Source organism: Klenkia terrae (assembly GCF_037083865.1).
In the GTDB taxonomy this organism is placed as follows: Bacteria; Actinomycetota; Actinomycetes; order Mycobacteriales; family Geodermatophilaceae; genus Klenkia; species Klenkia terrae.
This window is the reverse complement of sequence record NZ_JBAPLV010000002.1, coordinates 110,486-127,855: the sequence shown is the minus strand read 5'-3', so window position 1 is coordinate 127,855 and position 17,370 is coordinate 110,486. Positions and strand designations below refer to the sequence as shown.

At 75.2% G+C, this 17,370-nt stretch carries 15 protein-coding genes; 11 read left to right on the top strand and 4 right to left on the bottom strand.

Annotated elements, in window-relative coordinates:
* Positions 1 to 16: 16 nt before the first annotated feature.
* Genes UXQ13_RS02630 through UXQ13_RS02610 form a run of 5 tightly spaced genes read left to right on the top strand, consistent with a single transcriptional unit; the run spans position 17 to position 5,427 of the window.
* The gene (locus UXQ13_RS02630) at positions 17 to 1,579 is read left to right on the top strand and encodes an ABC transporter substrate-binding protein (RefSeq protein WP_336391778.1); all 1,563 of its coding nucleotides are present in this window, start codon (positions 17 to 19) and stop codon (positions 1,577 to 1,579) included.
* Positions 1,576 to 2,517: an ABC transporter permease gene (locus UXQ13_RS02625; protein WP_225232778.1), complete on the top strand. Its 942-nt coding sequence runs from the start codon at positions 1,576 to 1,578 to the stop codon at positions 2,515 to 2,517. The genes UXQ13_RS02630 and UXQ13_RS02625 overlap by 4 nt, the downstream gene beginning before the upstream one ends.
* Positions 2,514 to 3,401, top strand: coding sequence for an ABC transporter permease (locus tag UXQ13_RS02620; protein ID WP_225232779.1), 888 nt, complete (start codon positions 2,514 to 2,516; stop codon positions 3,399 to 3,401). Before UXQ13_RS02625 ends, UXQ13_RS02620 begins: the two co-directional genes overlap by 4 nt.
* Positions 3,398 to 4,831 (top strand): ABC transporter ATP-binding protein, encoded by a 1,434-nt coding sequence (locus tag UXQ13_RS02615; protein ID WP_225232780.1) that lies wholly within the window; start codon positions 3,398 to 3,400, stop codon positions 4,829 to 4,831. The genes UXQ13_RS02620 and UXQ13_RS02615 overlap by 4 nt, the downstream gene beginning before the upstream one ends.
* Positions 4,828 to 5,427 (top strand): hypothetical protein, encoded by a 600-nt coding sequence (locus UXQ13_RS02610; protein WP_225232781.1) that lies wholly within the window; start codon positions 4,828 to 4,830, stop codon positions 5,425 to 5,427. The genes UXQ13_RS02615 and UXQ13_RS02610 overlap by 4 nt, the downstream gene beginning before the upstream one ends.
* Positions 5,428 to 5,730: 303 nt before the next feature.
* On the opposite strand, the gene ychF is transcribed toward UXQ13_RS02610, so the two are convergent.
* Both ychF and UXQ13_RS02600 read right to left on the bottom strand, forming a co-directional pair.
* Entirely contained in the window at positions 5,731 to 6,804 is a 1,074-nt protein-coding gene (gene ychF / locus UXQ13_RS02605) for a redox-regulated ATPase YchF (protein WP_225232782.1), read from the bottom strand.
* Positions 6,805 to 6,834: 30 nt separating this feature from the next.
* Entirely contained in the window at positions 6,835 to 7,908 is a 1,074-nt protein-coding gene (locus UXQ13_RS02600) for a glycosyltransferase family protein (RefSeq protein WP_225232783.1), read from the bottom strand.
* A 120-nt stretch (positions 7,909 to 8,028) separates the two neighbouring features.
* Between UXQ13_RS02600 and UXQ13_RS02595 the strand changes: the two genes are divergently transcribed.
* The 4 genes from UXQ13_RS02595 to UXQ13_RS02580 all read left to right on the top strand — a co-directional run bounded on the left by UXQ13_RS02595 (position 8,029) and on the right by UXQ13_RS02580 (position 11,871).
* Entirely contained in the window at positions 8,029 to 9,522 is a 1,494-nt protein-coding gene (locus UXQ13_RS02595; protein ID WP_225232784.1) for an Ada metal-binding domain-containing protein, read from the top strand.
* Complete coding sequence (locus UXQ13_RS02590) at positions 9,519 to 10,034, top strand: methylated-DNA--[protein]-cysteine S-methyltransferase (protein WP_225232785.1); 516 nt, start codon at positions 9,519 to 9,521, stop codon at positions 10,032 to 10,034. Before UXQ13_RS02595 ends, UXQ13_RS02590 begins: the two co-directional genes overlap by 4 nt.
* 35 nt (positions 10,035 to 10,069) lie before the next feature.
* Complete coding sequence (locus UXQ13_RS02585; RefSeq protein WP_336391777.1) at positions 10,070 to 11,131, top strand: DNA recombination protein RmuC; 1,062 nt, start codon at positions 10,070 to 10,072, stop codon at positions 11,129 to 11,131.
* A gap of 182 nt (positions 11,132 to 11,313) precedes the next feature.
* Positions 11,314 to 11,871, top strand: a complete 558-nt coding sequence (locus UXQ13_RS02580) for a DUF6542 domain-containing protein (protein WP_225232787.1) — start codon at positions 11,314 to 11,316, stop codon at positions 11,869 to 11,871.
* 66 nt (positions 11,872 to 11,937) lie between these two features.
* Here UXQ13_RS02580 and UXQ13_RS02575 read toward each other — a convergent pair whose 3' ends face one another.
* Entirely contained in the window at positions 11,938 to 12,915 is a 978-nt protein-coding gene (locus UXQ13_RS02575) for a 4-hydroxy-3-methylbut-2-enyl diphosphate reductase (RefSeq protein ID WP_225232788.1), read from the bottom strand.
* Between the two features lie 68 nt (positions 12,916 to 12,983).
* Between UXQ13_RS02575 and UXQ13_RS02570 the strand changes: the two genes are divergently transcribed.
* Together UXQ13_RS02570 and UXQ13_RS02565 are read left to right on the top strand one after the other, a co-directional pair.
* Positions 12,984 to 13,835 (top strand): lipid droplet-associated protein, encoded by an 852-nt coding sequence (locus UXQ13_RS02570; protein WP_225232789.1) that lies wholly within the window; start codon positions 12,984 to 12,986, stop codon positions 13,833 to 13,835.
* Between the two features lie 71 nt (positions 13,836 to 13,906).
* Positions 13,907 to 15,295: an LCP family protein gene (locus UXQ13_RS02565; protein WP_336391776.1), complete on the top strand. Its 1,389-nt coding sequence runs from the start codon at positions 13,907 to 13,909 to the stop codon at positions 15,293 to 15,295.
* Positions 15,296 to 15,307: 12 nt separating this feature from the next.
* On the opposite strand, the gene UXQ13_RS02560 is transcribed toward UXQ13_RS02565, so the two are convergent.
* Positions 15,308 to 17,368 (bottom strand): transglycosylase domain-containing protein, encoded by a 2,061-nt coding sequence (locus UXQ13_RS02560; protein WP_336391775.1) that lies wholly within the window; start codon positions 17,366 to 17,368, stop codon positions 15,308 to 15,310.
* Between the last annotated feature and the right edge of the window lie 2 nt (positions 17,369 to 17,370).

The following is a 17,370-nucleotide window of genomic DNA, read 5'->3' as shown; positions in this document are numbered from 1 at the left end:
CACGAAGGTCCGGCCCGTGACCGCCCTGTCCATCGCCGCACTGGCGTTGAGCGCCTGCGCGACCACCGGCGGCGGAGGTGACGCCGCCGCGGACCCCGAGGCCCCGGCCACGTTGACGATCGCGACCAGCTTCGCCATCGACGACCTCGACCCGCTGGAGAACGCCTTCTGGGGCCCGGAGTTCGGCTACGTCGAGTTGCTGATGCGCCCGACCCGCGAGGGCACCCCGGAGCCATGGGTGCTGTCGGACCTGCAGAGCACCGATGACACCACCTGGACGCTGACGCTCAACGAGGGCGTGGCGTTCACCGACGGCGCCGGCTTCGACGCCCGGGCCCTGGCCGATCTGCTGACCTGGACGGCGGAGAACGTCGACAGCTTCGCCAGCGCCTCGGCGCTCGCCTCGGCGGAGGTGACGGGGCAGGACGAGGTCACGGTGACCACCTCGCGGCCGGTGCCGACCCTGGCCAGCGTGTTCGCCGACGAGTCGATGGTGCCGGTGTTCGACGTCGCCGGCTACGAGGACCACCTGGCCGCCGGCGACGCCCCCTCGGCGCTGGTGGACGCCGACCTGTACACCGGGCCCTACGCGGTGCAGAGCCTGGACGACCAGGCCGCCGAGCTGGTCCCGGTGGCGGGCTACTGGGGTGGCACCCCGGCGCTGAGTGCGCTGACGGTGAAGTTCGTGCCCGAGGCCAGCTCGCGGGTGCAGGCGGTGCAGACCGGGGAGGCCGACCTCGCGCTGTACATGCCGACCGCGATCGAGCAGACCCTGGAGGGCCGCGACGATGCGGTCTGGGTGACCGGGGAGCCCACCGGCTCGACCTTCTCGTTGAGCTTCAACACCCGCTCCCCCGGCTGGGACGACCCCGCCGTCCGCACCGCCGCGCTGCTGGCGGTGGACTACCGGGCCCTGGTCGAGGATGTACTGGACGGACTGGCCGACACCGCGACCAGCGTCTTCGCCCCGTCCCTGCCCTACGCCGTGGACACCCAGGAGACCGACCTCGACGCCGCCGCCGACCAGCTCGAGGCCGCAGGCTGGACCGCCGGCGCCGGCGCCGGCGCCGACGGCACCCGCACCAGGGACGGCGTCCCGCTGACCCTGCGGCTGCTGAGCTACCCGCAGCAGCCGGACTCGACCACCCTGGCCGAGGCCCTGCAGGTGCAGCTGGGCGAGGTCGGGATCGACGTGCAGGTCAGCCAGGTCGACGACGTCACCGCCGCCCGCGAGGGCAGCGACTGGGACGCCGCGATCGTCGGGGACTCCCTGGTCTCCTTCGGTGGCAGCCCGGTCGAGGGACTCACCGACGGGCTGGTCACCGGGGGCAGCGAGAACTACGGCGGGGTCTCCGACGCCACCCTGGACGACCTGGTCGCCCGGCTGTCGGTCAGCTTCGACGACGCCGAGCGCACCGACCTGCTCGAGCGCATCCAGACCGTCATCCACGACCAGGGCTACTTCGCGGCCACCGTGTTGCGACTGCCCGCGGTGGTCAGCAACCAGGCGTGGTCGGGGTACGAGACCCCGATCAGCAACCTGTGGGTGACCGCGGACACCGCACCCGCCGCGGCGTGACCCGCGCCGCCCTGCGGCGGCTGGGTCAGGCCCTGGGGACGGCGGCCGGCGGTGCGATCCTCACCTTCGCACTGCTGGTCGCCGCCCCCGGCGACCCCGCCCGCCGGGTGCTGTCCGCCCGCGGCGTGCAGGACCCCACGCCGACGGCCGTGGCCCAGGTCCGCGCCGAGCTGGGCGTGGACCAGCCCCTGCCGCTGCGGTTCTGGGACTGGCTCACCGACCTCACCCGGGGCGACCTCGGGGTGAGCTGGCGGACCGGGCGGCCGGTGACCACCGAGCTGGTCGACCGGCTGCCCGCGACGGCGATCCTCGCGGTCTCGGCCCTCGGGCTCGCCGTCGTGCTGTCCCTGGCGCTGGGGTTGCTGGCCGCGGCCCGCCCCGGCGGCTGGCCCGACCACGTCGCCCGGGTGCTGTCCACCGCGGTGCTGGTGGTGCCGGGGTTCCTGCTCGGCGTCGTCGTCCTGGATGTGCTGGTCGTCCGGGCAGGGCTGGGTCGGGTCATCGCCGACGGCACCTGGAGCACGGCCTTCCTGCCGGCGCTGGTGCTGTCGCTGGGGGCAGCAGCCAGCTGGTCCCGGGTATTGCGTGCGGGTCTGCTGGAGGCACGCGGCGCCGCGCACCTGCGGGTCAGCCGGGCCCGGGGTGCCGGCCCCGCCCGCCGCCTCGTCGTCCACGAACTGCCCAACGCGCTGCCGCCGTACCTGACCCTGATCGGGCTGGGCAGTGCCGCGCTGCTGGGCGGGGCGCCGATCGTGGAGACGGTGTTCACCTGGCCCGGGGTCGGCCGGTACACCGTGGAGGCGATCACCGGCCGGGACATGCCGGTGGTCACCGGCTTCACCCTGCTCGCCGTCCTGCTCTACGTGGTGGTCAGCCTGGCGCTGGACCTGCTGGCGGCCGCGCTGGACCCCCGACTGCGCGCGAGGGTGGCGGCATGAGCGTGCTGCCCGCGATGCTCCGGCCCACCCCAGCGGGCTCACCCCAGCCGGTCGCGGTCATCGGGGTCTGGCCGCGGCTGCTGGCCCGGTGGGACGCCCGGATCGGGCTGGGACTGCTCGCTGCCCTGGTGCTCGTCGCCGTGCTGGGCCCGCTGCTCACCGTGGATCCGAACGTGCCCGACTACACCGACAAGGTCGCCCCACCCGGTGGCGGTCATCTGCTGGGCACCGACGGCGCCGGCCGGGACCTGCTGGCCCGCACCGTCGCCGGCACCCGCACCTCGCTGGGCGCCGCGTTGCTCGTCGCCGCCCTGAGCGCGCTGATCGGCCTGTTCGTCGGGGTGGTCGCCGGCGTGCTCGGCGGCTGGGTGGACGCCGTCCTGTCCCGGCTGACCGACGTGCTGCTGGGCCTGCCCGGCCTGGTGCTCACCCTCGCGGTGGTGGGGCTGCTGGGTCCTGGGTTCGGCAACCTGGTGCTGGCGATGACGCTGGCCGGCTGGGCCGGGCTGGCCCGCCTGGCCCGGGTGCACGCCCGCACCGCACTGACCCGGCCGGACGTCCTGGCCGCCCGGATGGCCGGGGTCGGGGAGCTGCGGATCGCGGTGGGCCACGTGCTCCCCGCAGCCGCCGCGCAGGTGCTGGTCCTGGCCACCCTGGGTGTCGGCGAGGTCGTGCTGGCCCTGGCCGGGCTGTCGTTCCTGGGGCTGGGCGCGCAGCCACCGACCGCCGAGTGGGGTGTGATGCTGGCCGCGGCGCGGGACACCCTGGCCTTCGCGCCGTGGCAGCTGATCGGCCCCGGCCTCGGACTGGTCGCCACCGTGCTGGCGGCCACCCTGCCGTCCGAGGCGCTGCGCGACGTCACCGACCCGGGGACCCGCGCGTGAACGCCCTGGAGGTCCGCGGCCTGACCGTCACCTACCCCGATGGCTACCGCTGCCTGGTCGGCGTCGACCTGGTGGTTCCCGAGGGCGGCCGGGTCGGCCTGGTCGGTACCTCCGGGTGCGGCAAGACCACCCTGGTGCGGGCCGTCCTGGGCCTGTTGCCGCGCGGCACCCACGTCGCCGGCTCGATCCGGGTCGGCGGCGCCGAGGTGCTCGGGCGACCCGAGCGGGAGCTGCGGGCATTGCGGGGCACCGCGGTGGGCTACGTCGCCCAGGACCCGTTCGCCGCCTGCGACCCGCTGCGCCGGGTGTCCTCCCACGTCGCCGAGGCCTGGCTCGCCCACGGCCGACGCCCACCCGAGGGCGCAGTCACCGCGCGTCTGGCCGACGTCGGGATCACCGACGTCGTCCGGCGGGCCGCCCAGCACCCCCATCAGTGGTCCGGCGGCATGCTGCAGCGCGCCACGACCGTGGCCGCCGCGGCGCACCGGCCGCCGTTGACCCTGGCCGACGAGCCCACCAGCGCCCTGGACGCCGAGCTCGCCGACGACGTGCTGGACCTGGTCGCCGACGCCGGCCGAGCGCTGCTGCTGGTCAGCCACGACCTGGCCCTCGTCGCCCGGCACACCGACTCCCTGGTCGTGCTGGACGGTGGCCGGGTGGTCGAGGACGGCCCCTCGGCCCAGCTTCTCACCGCACCCCGGCACCCGGTCACCGCTGCGTTGGTGGCCGCATCCACCCCACCGCCGCGCACCGTGGCGGCCCCGACGGTCGGCGCGCCGCAGGTGGTGCTCAGCGGAGTGACCCGGTCCTACGCCGGCCATCCCGCCGTGCACGGGGTCGACCTGCAGGTGCGGGCCGGAGAGGTGCTGGGCGTCGTCGGCCGGTCGGGGTCGGGCAAGTCCACCCTGCTCCGCGTGGCCGCCGGCCTGGAACGTCCGGACGCCGGCCGGGTGCAGCTCGGCGGGGAGGACGCCTGGACGTCGGGCCGGGCGACGCTCCCACGCCGCGGTTGGGCCATGCCGGTCTTCCAGGACCCGGTGGCTTCCCTGGATCGCCGGTGGCCGCTGTGGCGCACGATCACCGAGCCGCTGCCCGGCCGCTCCAGCCGCGCCGTCCGACGGCGGCGGGCGGCCGCGGAGTTGGCCAGGGTGGGCCTGGCCGGGGTCGACGTCGACCGGTTGCCCGGGACCCTGTCGGTCGGGCAGTGCCAGCGGGTGGCCGTCGTCCGGGCGCTGGTCGCCGGACCGGCACTGCTGGTGGCCGACGAGCCCACCGCCAGCCTGGACGTCGACAGCGCCGCCGTGGTCGCCAGCCTGCTGCGTGCCGCCGCCGACGAGGGCTGCGCGGTGCTGGTGGTCAGCCACGACCGGCCCCGGCTGGCCTCCTACGCCGACCGGATCGTGACGATGTGGGACGGAGAACTCACATGACCGACTTGCTCGCCGTCACCCTGGCACGGGTACCCGCCGCCCACCACGGACCACTCGTCCCAGGCCCCGACGACCTCCGGGTGCTGGCCACGCTGTGGTGGTGCTCGGTGTCCGACCGGTACGTCGTGGCCGCCGCGGCGTCGCTGCTCGCGACAAGCCGGGCACTGTCCCCGCGGGTGGACGACGTCACCCTGCACCGGCTCCCCGACAGCCGCGTCACCGGCGGCACGTCGGGGGTCGAGCTGATCGGCGAGGACCCGGTGACCGCCCTGGGTGCCGCGATCCGGGTCACCTCGAGCGACGTCCTGCCGCGGGTCGCCGAGGCCGGCCAGATGCGGGAGAGGCCGCTGTGGGCCATCGCCACCGACGCCCTGGGCAACCGGTTCCTGTGGGCCGGTCGAGCCGTGGGCCTGGACGCCTCGCCCACCGCGACCGCGGTCGCCGCCGCAGTCGGTGTTCCCCTGGCCCCGAACTGGGCACCAGCAGATTCACCCGCCGCGCCTCGTGCTGCCTGCTCCCCGAGGCCCCGGGCCGGTCCGCGTGTGGCTCGTGCCCGGGCCGAACCCCCGCCGACCGCCACCGGCGGTTCCAGGTAGCCGCCTGGGACCGGGGCGCGACCGGGCGACGCCGGATGCGGAACGGCGTCCGCCTCGGCCGGCGAGTCCGCTACGCCGAAGCCGAGTGCGACCGGCTGCTGCCGATGCTCGGCGCCCACGTCGAGGTCCACCTACCCGACGGTGACCGCGACGCCCAACAGCTACAGCCACCTGTGGCCCGACGCGGACGACCGCACACGAGCCGCCACGGAGAGCCTGATGGCGGCCTCGCTGGACTCCCCTGCGGACCATCTGCGGACCAGATGACTGGCGCAAGCCCCTGAGCTGCAGGTCCACCGCGATTCAGACGTTGAAGCGGAACTCCACGACGTCGCCGTCCTGCATCACGTACTCCTTGCCCTCGATGCGCACCTGGCCCTTGGTCTTGGCCGCGGCCATCGACCCGGCGGCCACCAGGTCGTCGAAGGACACGACCTCGGCCTTGATGAACCCGCGCTGGAAGTCGGTGTGGATGACCCCGGCGGCCTGCGGCGCGGTGGCCCCGACCGGGATCGTCCACGCCCGGGACTCCTTGGGGCCGGCGGTCAGGTAGGTCTGCAGGCCCAGGGTGGCGAAGCCGACCCGGGCGAGCTGGTGCAGGCCCGGCTCGTCCTGGCCGACGGCGGCCAACAGCTCGGCGGCCTCCTCGTCGGGCAGCTCGGCCAGCTCGGCCTCGGTCTGCGCGTCCAGCACGATCGCCTCGGCCGGGGCCACCAGGGCACGCAGCTCGGCGAGCAGCTCGTCGTTGGACAGCTCGTCGCTGTCCACGTTGAACACGTAGAGGAACGGCTTGGTGGTCATCAGGCCCAGCTCGCGCAGCGGCTCGCTGTCCACCCCGGCGCTGAAGAGCGTCTGCCCGCCGTCCAGGACCTGCTGCGCGGCGACCGCGGCGTCGTACAAGGCCTTGCGGTCCTTGTCCTTGCGCATCTCCTTCTCCAGCCGCGGGACGGCCTTCTCCAGGGTCTGCAGGTCCGCGAGCAGGAGCTCGGTGTTGATGGTCTCGATGTCGTCCTTGGGCGAGACCTTGCCGTCGACGTGCACCACGTCGGGGTCGGCGAAGACCCGGATGACCTGGCAGATCGCGTCGGACTCACGGATGTTGGCCAGGAACTTGTTGCCCAGCCCCTGGCCCTCGCTCGCGCCCCGCACGATGCCGGCGATGTCGACGAAGGACACCGTCGCCGGGATCTGCTTGGTGCTGCCGAACACCTCGGCGAGCTTCGCGATCCGCTCGTCGGGGACGCCGACCACGCCGACGTTGGGCTCGATCGTCGCGAACGGGTAGTTCGCCGCGAGCACGTCGTTCTTGGTCAGGGCGTTGAAGAGCGTCGACTTGCCGACGTTGGGCAGACCGACGATCCCGATGGAGAGAGCCACGTCGGACCAGGGTACGGGGCCCCGGCGGGGTCAGCCGACGGCGACCGCACCGCGGCGCAGGGCGGTCGCCCGGTTCTCCGCCGCCCGCTGCCACGCCCCGAGCCACAGCGGGACGGTGTGCTCGGTGAGGTGCTGGTCGAGGACCGTCCGGTGGGCCGCCGCCGCCTGCTCGCGGCGCCATTCGGGGTCCTGCACCGCCTTGGTGATCGCCTTGGCCCAGTCCCGGGGCGCCTTGGCCCGCCAGCCCAGGCCCAGCCGCTCGTACTCCGCCGTCGCCGACCGCACCGCGTACACGCCGCGGGCGGAGTACTCGAGCACCTTGAGCCAGCTCTTCGCGCTGGTGAACCGGTCGTCGCGCATCGGCGCGATGCCGATGTCGAAGAGCTCGCCCAGCGCCTGGACGTAGCTGTCGACATCCGTCAACCACGCGACCTCCCGCGGGTCCGCGGACAGCCCGAGCGCCTGCTGGAGGTCGAGCTTGTTCCCCAGCACCGAGAAGCGGCTGCGCCCGGCGGTGGCCACCAACGCCTGCTCGAGGCCGGAACCCATCACCTGCAGGTCGTCGGCCTGGCCCAGCACGTTGCCCGTCCACACGACCTCGGCCAGGCCGCCCGACCGCTCGTAGGCCGGCGGGAGCTCGGCCAGGCGCCGGGGAACAGCGTTGGGGACGACCGCGCCACGACCGTGCCGCGCGTACTCCTGCAGCAGCGCCGGCGTCGACACGGTCACCAGGTCGGCCTCCCGCGCGCAGTCCGCCGCGCGCCGGGCCATCCCGTTGCCCGCCACGCCGAAGCCCGGGTGGCCGAACGGGATGCCGGAGAGGAGCTCGTCGATCTCGACCACGACCGCCACCCCGCGCGCCTGCAGCATCCGCATGCACTGCAGCAGCTCGACGGTCTTGGGCAGCTGGAGCACCACCACGTCGGCGCCCTGGTCGTCGACGTCGAGCACGACCGGGTCGGCACCGGAGCTCATGGTCGTGGCCAGGCCCTGCACCACCGTCACCCCGACCCCGACCCCGGCCTCGTTCACCGCGCGCGCCGGCTCCTCCACCCGGTGGTGGTTCAGGCCGGAGTTCTTGTTCTGGCACACGACGACGCGCACGGGGCCCCACCAGGTTCGACAACACGGACACCGGGGTTATCGGCTCGGCCTCCCCACCGGGTGACCACCGTGTCCGATTCCCGCCAGAGCTGGGCCCTGGGCGCTGGCATGCTCGATCCCGTGACCGAGCTGCTAGAGGGACGCGGACTGGACGCCGATCGCTGCTACCGCGCCGTGACCAGCCGGGATGCCCGGTTCGACGGGTGGTTCTTCACCGCCGTCCGCACCACCAGGATCTACTGCCGACCCTCGTGCCCGGCCCGTACCCCGCTGGTCGGCAATGTCGAGTTCCACCCCACCGCGGCCGGTGCGCAGGCCGCCGGGTTCCGGGCCTGCCGGCGCTGCCGACCCGACGCGGTGCCGGGGTCGCCGGAGTGGGACGTCCGGGCCGACGTGGTGGCCAGGGCGATGCGGTTGATCGCCGACGGCGAGGTCGAGCGCAGCGGGGTGGCCGGGCTGGCCGCGGCGCTGGGCTACAGCGAGCGCCAGCTCCACCGCCTGGTCGTCGCCGAGCTCGGGGTGGGGCCACTGGCCCTGGCCCGGGCGCAGCGGGCCCAGACCGCCCGCGTGCTGCTGGAGACCACCGACCTGCCGGTCGCCGACCTCGCCTTCGCCGCCGGGTTCGCCAGCATCCGGCAGTTCAACGACACCGTGCGGGAGGTCTTCGCCACCACACCCAGCGCCCTGCGCGGGTCCCGCCGCCCGGCCGCCGGCCCGTCCGGGTGGCTCACCCTCCGGCTGGCCGCCCGGGCCCCGTTCTGCGCCGCCGAGGTGCTGCTCTTCCTGGGCGGGCACGCCGTCGCCGGGCTCGAGGAGTGGGACGGCGTGACCTTCTCCCGCGTCCTGGACCTGCCGCACGGGCCCGCCGTCGTCCGGCTGTCCCCCGCCGCGGACGGCGTCTCGGTCACCGCCCGGCTGCGGCTGGCCGAGCTGCGCGACCTCGGCGTCGCCGTCGCCCGCTGCCGGCACCTGCTGGACCTGGACGCCGACCCGCTCGCCGTCGACACCGTCCTGGCCGCAGACCCCGCCCTGGCCGGGCTGGTCCGCGCGGCACCGGGCCGGCGGATGCCCACCCACCCCGACGCGGTCGAGGGCGCCGTGCGCGCCGTGCTGGGTCAGCACGTGTCCCTCGGCGGCGCGCGCACCTTCACCGCTCGGGTGGTGGCCGCGGCCGGGACGCCGCTGCCCGAGCCGGTGGGCACGCTGACCCACGCCTTCCCCCGCCCCGGGGCGCTCGTCGATGCCGACCTCGGCGCCGTGGGGCTCACCGGCAGCCGCCGGCGCACCGTGCACGCCCTGGCCGGCGGGCTCGTCGCCGGGGAGATCGACCTGGGCGCCGGGGCCGACCGCGCCGAGGCCGGGCGCGCCCTGCTGGCCGTCCCGGGGATCGGGCCCTGGACCGTGGCCCTGGTCGGGCTGCGCGGACTCGGCGACCCGGACGTCTGGCTGCCCGGCGACCTGGCGCTGCGCCGGTCCCTGACCGCCCTCGGCAGCTCCGACGCCGACGCGGCCACCCGCTGGCGCCCCTGGCGCTCCTACGCCGTCGCGCACCTGTGGGCGATGTCGGCCCCCGCCCTCTTCACCCGCCACCCGACCCCGGAGGTCCCGTCGTGACCGCACTGCACGCCACCACCAGCACCCCGATCGGGCCGTTCACCGTGCTGGTCGACGACGCCTCCGGCGCGGTCCTCGCCAGCGGGTGGACCGCCGACGTCGACGACCTCGTGCCGGTGGTGCACCGCTCCCTGCGGCCGGCCGCGGTGGCGGCCGCCGACCGGTTGCCCGTCCTGGACGTCGTCGACGCGTTCCACGCCGGGGACGTCGCGGCCATCGACGGCGTCGTCGTCTCCCAGCGCTCGGGGCCGTTCCTGCAGGAGGCGTGGGAGGTGCTGCGGACGGTGCCGGCCGGCCGGCCGGACAGCTACGCCGCCTTCGCCGCGCGCTGCGGCCGCCCGGCGGCGGTCCGCGCCGCGGCGGGTGCCTGTGCCCGCAACGCCGCCGCCCTCTTCGTGCCCTGCCACCGGGTGCTCGCCACCGGCGGCGGGCTGGGCGGCTTCCGCTGGGGGACGCCGGTCAAGCGGTGGCTGCTCGACCACGAGGCCGCCCACGTCGCCCGCGCCGCCTGAGCGATTCTGTCGGACCCCTCCGGCACCCTGCGGGCATGGACGTCACCGCCCTCCTCCTCGGCCTGCTGGTCGGTGCACTGCTGGCCACCGCGGTGACCCTCGGGCTGGTGAGCCTGCTGCGCGGGCGCGCGCCGCAGCCCGACGGACTCGAGCCGGTGCACGAGTCCCTCGACCACCTGCACCGGCTGCTGGCCGGCATCGAGCGCGACCGGGCCACCGCGCACGGCGAGCTGCGGGAGCAGGTGGGCACGGTGGGGCAGACCTCGGCGCAGCTGCGCCAGGAGACCGCTGCGCTGGTCACCGCGCTGCGCACCCCGCACGTCCGCGGCCGGTGGGGCGAGGTCCAGCTGCGCCGGGTGGTCGAGGTCGCCGGGCTGCTCGAGCACTGCGACTTCGTGCAGCAGCCCGCGGCCGTGAACGACCTGGGCGCCGGGGTGCGGCCGGACCTGGTGGTCACCCTGGCCGACGGCAAGCAGGTGGTGGTCGACGCCAAGGTGCCCTTCGCCGGCTGGATCGAGGCGGTGCAGGCCACCGACGAGGCGGTCCGGGTGCAGCGGGTCGCCGACCACGCCCGCCAGCTCCGGACGCACGTCGAGGCGCTGGCCGCCCGCCGCTACCCGACGGCGTTCGACTCCGCCGCGCCGTTCACCGTCCTCTTCGTGCCCTCCGACGGGTTCCTGACCACCGCACTGGAGGCCGAGCCGGGCCTGCTCGAGCACGCCTTCGGCCGGGACGTCGTCATCGCCACGCCCAGCACGCTGCTCGCCCTGCTGCGCACCGTGGCCTACTCCTGGCGCACCGAGCGGCTGGCCCGCGACGCCGCGGCGGTGCTCGAGGTGGGCCGGTTGCTGCACACCCGGCTCGGCACGCTGTCGGGCCACCTCACCCGGCTGGGCTCGGCGCTGGGCTCGGCGGTGGGCCGGTTCAACGACACCGTGGGCAGCTACGAGCGGTCGGTGCTCAGCACCGCCCGCCGGTTCGACGACCTCGGCGTCGCGGCCACGCCGGTGCCGCAGCCGCCGGCCCTGGAGGCCCAGGTCCGGGCGCTGCACCCACCCGTGGAGGACCGGCCCGGCGACGACCTCCGCTACGGCTGAGCGGCTGCATCCCCCGCCACCCGGGGGCACGACGCGCGCGGCACCGGCTGACCTCCAGCTCCCGGACAGGTCCGGCCGTTACCGTGACGCGATCGATCGGCGGCCACACATGGGTGCTGCCGGGAGCGAGGGGGTGCAAGATCGCACCGGTCAGTGCTGTCGAGTCCAGGCGGGAGGACGCTGTGCGAGCCGAGCGCAGCCACCGGGACGACCTCGGTGGCGGGGTCCCCCGTCCTAGGTCCCCACAACCCCGCAGCCGGTCCGCCGAGCGCGGTGGCCACGACGAGTGGTCCTACGAGCAGCCCGACCCCCGGGCACCCCGCAACCCGCGCCCTGCACCGGGCGCCCGCGACGGCCAGCGCGCACCGCGCCGCGCGGCCCCGCCCCAGCGCGGCATCCGGGGCGCCCTCGGCGTGCTGGGGGCCTTCCTGGTCACCCTCGCCGGCGCCGCCGCGGACTCCTACGTCGGCGTCGGGCTCGGCCTGATCACCACGGTCGCCCTCGTCGGCTCGGTCGCCGTCGCCACCCTGCTGGTGCGCCGCCGCGACCTGGCCACCATGGTCGTGGCCCCGCCCCTGGTCTTCGTGGGCGTCGCGGTGGCCAACATCGTGCTGGCGCCCTCGGCGACGTTCTCGCTGCCGACGGTCGCCACCCTGCTCATCCGGGGCTTCCCGGCGATGGCCATCGCCGTCGCCGCGGCGCTGGTGCTGACCGTCGTCCGGCTGGTCGCACGCCGCTGACCGGCCCCCTCCACGCAGCAGGCACCCACCCGGTACGCCGGGTGATGGCCTGCTGCGTCGGCGGGGTCAGTCGGCCGAGGTGTCCACGGCCAGGGCCTGCCGGCGCTGCTTGAGCTCGTGCGGGAGGGCGAAGACCAGCCGCTCCTCGGCCGCCTTGACCGTCTCGACGTCGGGGTAGCCGCGCTCGCCCAGCCAGTCCAGCAGCTCACCGACCAGCACCTCGGGCACCGAGGCGCCGCTGGTGACGCCGACGGTCGAGACGCCCTCCAGCCAGGCCTCGTCGACCTCGGAGGCGTAGTCGACCAGGTAGGACGCACGGGCGCCGGCCTCCAGCGCGACCTCGACCAGGCGGACGGAGTTCGAGGAGTTGGTGGAGCCGACCACCAGCACCAGGTCGCACTCCCCGGCCATCTGCTTCACGGCCTGCTGCCGGTTCTGCGTGGCGTAGCAGATGTCGTCGCTGGGCGGGGCCTGCAGCCCGGGGAAACGGTCCTTCAGGCGGTCCACCGTCTCCAGGGTCTCGTCGACCGACAGCGTGGTCTGGGACAACCAGACGACCTTCTCCGGGTCCCGGACCTGCACGTTGGCGATGTCGTCGGCGCCGTCGACCAGCTGGGTCCGCTCGGGCGCCTCACCCATCGTGCCCTCGACCTCCTCGTGCCCCCGGTGGCCGATCAGCAGGATGTCGAAGTCGTCCTTGGCGAAGCGCTGGGCCTCCTTGTGCACCTTGGTGACCAGCGGGCAGGTCGCGTCGATGGTGCGCAGCTGGCGGGCGGCCGCCTGCTCGTGCACCGCCGGGGACACCCCGTGCGCGCTGAACACGACGACGGCACCCTCGGGCACCTCGTCGGTCTCCTCCACGAAGACCGCTCCCCGACGCTCCAGGGTGGCCACGACGTGCTTGTTGTGGACGATCTGCTTGCGGACGTAGACCGGTGCGCCGTGGATCTCCAGCGCCTTCTCCACCGCGATCACCGCGCGGTCCACCCCGGCGCAGTAGCCACGGGGATCGGCGAGCAGGACACGTCCGCGAGCAGGAGCCATGCCACCACTGTAGGAGCCCCCCGCAGCCCCGCAGCGCGATCCGCCGTGCTCTGGGGCACGCTGGTGGCATGGCCCGTGAGATCCCCGAACCCGTCCGCGCCGTCGCCGGGCTGGCCGCCACCCTCCTCGACGAGGCGCGCAAGCTGCCGACGACCCTGCCCGCCCTGCCCGTCCGGGCGATCGGGCTGGCCATGCAGACGACCCTGAAGCTGCAGCAGGAGTACTCGGGCCTGGTCGCCCGGGGCGACGAGGTCCTCACCGGCCTGCGCGGCGACGCCGAGCCGGGTCTGGCCACCTTCGACGACGAGGACGCCCCCGCCCCGGCCCCGGCCGAGGGCGGCCTGGGCTCGCGCGCCTCGGCCTTCGACCGCGTCCCGGTGGACGCCGAGGACTCCTTCGACACCGACGACGCCTACCCCGCCGACGCCGTCGAGGACGTCGAGGACGAGCCGCAGACCCCCCTGCTGGTGGTCGACGAGGCCGCCGCGGTCGGCGACGACGACCTGACCGACGAGACGTTGGCCGCCGAGGAGCTCGCGGCCACCGCGCTCACCGCCGAGCTGGGCGGTACCGACTTCTCCGACGTCGACGTGGCCGCCCTCCCCGACGACCCGGCCGCCGACGAGATCACCTCCACCGTCGACGAGCTGGCGGTGAACATGAGCGACGACGCCGCCGAGGACGACGCGATGATCGCCGCCTCCGAGAAGGCCATCGAGGCCGTGCACGAGTCCGCCGCCGAGGCGCCGGTCGCCGGCTACGACGGGTTCACCATCGCCCAGCTGCGCGGCCGGCTGCGCGGCTACCAGCCGGTCACCGTCGACGAGCTCCTCGCCTACGAGCAGGCCAACCAGGCCCGCCCGCCCTTCCTGACCCTGCTGCGCAACCGGCAGGAGAAGCTGGCCCGCGAGCGCGGCTGAGCGCTGCACCTCCCGGACGACCCCCAGCCGACGTCCGGCCGCCGCACAGCACGACGTCCCACCCTGGGCCGGTGAGCCTGCCGACACCCGCCTCCGCCCTGCTGCGCGGGACGGCGGCGCTGGTGTCGGCAGCGGTGCTGGTGGGCAGCGGCTACGGGTGGCAGGTCTACCGGGCCCTGGACGCGAGCGTCACCCGGGTCGACGCCCTGCCGGCCGGGCAGGCCCCGGCCGCCGAGGACGCCGCGCAGAACATCCTGCTGGTCGGGGACGACCACCGCCCCGCCGACGCGAGCCCTGAGCTGCTGGCCGAGCTGGGCACCCAGGAGGACGGCGGCAGCACCAACACCGACACGCTGATCGTGCTGCACCTGCCCGCCGGCGGCGGCGCACCGACCGCGGTGTCCATCCCGCGGGACTCCTGGGTGCCGATCGCCGGGCACGACACCGCGAAGATCAACTCGGCGTTCGCCGACGGCGCGGCGGACGGCGGCGACGCGGGCGGGCTGCAGACCCTGGTCGCCACGGTGCAGCAGCTGACCGGGCTGACCGTCGACCACGTCGTGCGGATCTCCCTGCTCGGCTTCTACCAGGTCGCCCAGGCCCTCGGGCCGGTGCAGGTCTGCCTGGACGCACCGGTGGACGACAGCTACTCCGGCCTGCAGCTGCCCGCCGGGGTCTCCACGCTGGACGCCTCCCAGGCCCTGGCCTTCGTGCGGCAGCGGCACGGGCTCCCGCACGGCGACCTGGACCGCGAGGTCCGGCAGCAGTACTTCCTGTCCGCCGAGGCCGCAGCGATCACCTCCAGCGGTCTGCTGCTGTCGCCGTCCCGGCTCGACGGCCTGGTCACGGCGGTGGGCGCGGCGGTGCAGACCGACCCGGGCCTGGACCTGCTGGCGCTGGCCCAGCGGCTTGCGCACACCAGCCCGAGCAGCATCCGGTTCACCACCATCCCGGTCACCGGCACGCCGACCATCCGGGTGCACGGGCACGACGTCTCGATCGTCGCGGTCGACACGCTGGCCATGCCGGCCTTCGTGGACTCGGTGGTCGGGGACCCTCCGGCCTTCACCGCGGCCACCCCGGCCGACCCGACCACGGTCCAGGTCCAGGTGCTCAACGGCACGGGCGCCGCCGGGCGGGCCGGCACCGCCGCGCAGGCGCTGGCCGGCCTGGGCTTCGGCACCGTCACCGGGGACGCCGCCGCGACGACCACGCTCACCGCGATCAGCTACCCGCCCGGCAGCGAGGCCGCCGCCCGTGCGGTGGCCGCCGCTGTGCCCGGGGCCGGGGTGGCCGAGTCCACCGCGGTGACCAAGGTGACGCTCACGCTGGGCACGGACGGGCTCGGCCCCGGCAGCACCCCCTCCGCCGCCCCGACGGCGCCCCCCTCGGCACCCGTCGCGGCGGATCCGGCGCCCGACGGCGGCCACAGCTTCGACACCTCCACCTGCATCGACTGAGCGCGGCTGCGCTCAGCAGACCAGCGCCAGGTCGCCCTCCCGGAACGGGCAGTCCCCGCCCGCCGGCACGCCGAGCACCGTCCGGTCGGCCGCCGGGAAGTCCGGGGTCGGTCCCTGGGCGAGCACCGGGGCCATCGCGTCGTGCCAGATCTGGGCGCTCTTCCCCCCGCCGAAGCCACCGACGTCGACGTTCTGGTCCGGGTCGAACACCAGCACGCTCGCGGTGTAGTCGGGAGTGGACCCCACGAAGGCGACCGACACGTTGCCCTGGGTGGTGCCGGTCTTGCCGGCGATGTCGTGCCCGGAGACCCGCGCCCGGGAGGCGGTGCCGATGTCGGACTCGACGTCACCGCGCATGACCTGGGCGAGGGTGTGGGCCACCGGCGCCGGCAGCGCCCCGGGCGTGCAGTGGTCCCCGGTGTCCAGGGCTCCCCCGCTGCCGGCCAGCTGGGTGCCGCCGGGCCCGAGGACGGCGGTCACCGGGGTGGGGTCGCACCGGGTGCCGCCGGAGAACACCGTGGCGTAGGCGTCGGCCAGGTCCAGCGGGCTGGTCGCCTGCGGTCCCAGGGTGAACGAGCCCTGCTCGCCGTCGACGATCTGCTGGGCGTCGTCGTCGGTCAGCGACGCCAGGCCGAGGGTCTGCGCCTCGTGCACCGGTCCCGCCACGCTGCCGAGGTGGTCCTCCAGGCCGACGAAGAAGGTGTTGGAGGACTCGACGAGTGCGTCGGCCAGGTCGAGCGTCGCCGGGTAGTGCCCGGCGTTGCCCACCGTGTACGGCACGCCCCGGGTGCCGCCGTCCCGCTTGTAGACCGTGGACGTGTACGGGTCCGAGGTGGTCTGGGTGAACGATGCGGTGTAGCCGTGCTGGAGGGCGTACGCCGCGGTGAACAGCTTGTAGGTCGATCCCGACCCGCGGGCGGCCGCCGTCGGCAGGTCCACCGAGGTGCACCCGTCCCCGGTGCAGCCGTAGGTCCGGTTCACGCTCATCGCCAGCACGTGCCCGGTGCCGGGCTGCACGACGTCGTAGACCGCGGCCAACGAGCTGTCCCGCGGCACCGTGCGGACGACGGCGGCGTCGCCGGCCTGCTGGACGCCCGGCGCCAGCGTCGTGCGGATGGTCAGCCCACCGCCGTCGAGCTCGGCGTCGGTCAGGCCGAGCGTGCCGGTGAGGTAGGTGCGGAGGTAGCTGCAGAAGAACCCGCCGCCCAGCGCCTGTGCGCAGCCCTGCGGCGGCGCTGCGGTCGGCGTGGTCGCCACCGGGGCGGCCGTGTCGGCGGCCAGGTCGGCGTCGTCCAGGTCGCCGTGGTCGTGCATCCGCTGCAGGACGACGTCCCGGCGGGCCTGCGCCGCGTCCGGGTGGGCGATCGGGTCGTCGGCCGACGGGTTCTGCACCAGCCCGGCCAGGGTGGCCGCCTGCAGCGGCGTCAGGGCCGACGCGTCGACCGAGAAGTAGGTCCGCGCGGCGGCCTGCACGCCGTAGGCCCCGTGCCCGAAGTAGACCGTGTTGAGGTAGCGGGTGAGGATCTCGGACTTGCTGAGCCGGGCGTCCACCGCCAGGGCCAGCCGGGCCTCGGTCAGCTTGCGGGCGACCGTGTCGGCGGTGGCCGCCTGCTGCCCGGCGGTCGTGGTCGCGTCCTGCAGCAGCACCTGCTTGACCAGCTGCTGGGTCAGCGTCGACCCGCCCTGGGCGGCCCCGCCCGAGGACAGGTCGGCCACCAGGGCCCGCAGCGTGCCGATCGGGTCCACGCCGCCGTGGGAGTAGAAGCGGGAGTCCTCCACGTCGACCAGCGCGGCGCCCATGACCGGCGCGATCGCGTCGGCGGCGACCGGTACCCGGTCGCGGTCGTAGAAGTCCGTGATCAGCGAGCCGTCCGCGGCGAGCACCTGGGTCACCGCCGGCAGGGGCTGATCGGTCACCTCGGCCACGGTGGCCGCCGACAGCGGCCCCTGGCGGTCACCGACCGCCTGCCCGGCCGCGTCGGCCACCAGCACCCAGGGCACCACACCGGCGGCGACCAGCACCCCGGCGACCACCACCGCACCGACCAGTCCACCCCACGTCCGCACCCGCACCG

What these genes read in the sequence shown, in the direction of transcription:
- UXQ13_RS02620 (WP_225232779.1), top strand. Translation starts at nt 2,514, where the DNA reads ATGAGCGTGCTGCCCGCGATGCTCCGGCCCACCCCAGCGGGCTCACCC.
- UXQ13_RS02610 (WP_225232781.1), top strand. Translation starts at nt 4,828, where the DNA reads ATGACCGACTTGCTCGCCGTCACCCTGGCACGGGTACCCGCCGCCCAC.
- UXQ13_RS02585 (WP_336391777.1), top strand. Translation starts at nt 10,070, where the DNA reads ATGGACGTCACCGCCCTCCTCCTCGGCCTGCTGGTCGGTGCACTGCTG.
- UXQ13_RS02575 (WP_225232788.1), bottom strand. Translation starts at nt 12,915, where the DNA reads ATGGCTCCTGCTCGCGGACGTGTCCTGCTCGCCGATCCCCGTGGCTAC.
- UXQ13_RS02570 (WP_225232789.1), top strand. Translation starts at nt 12,984, where the DNA reads ATGGCCCGTGAGATCCCCGAACCCGTCCGCGCCGTCGCCGGGCTGGCC.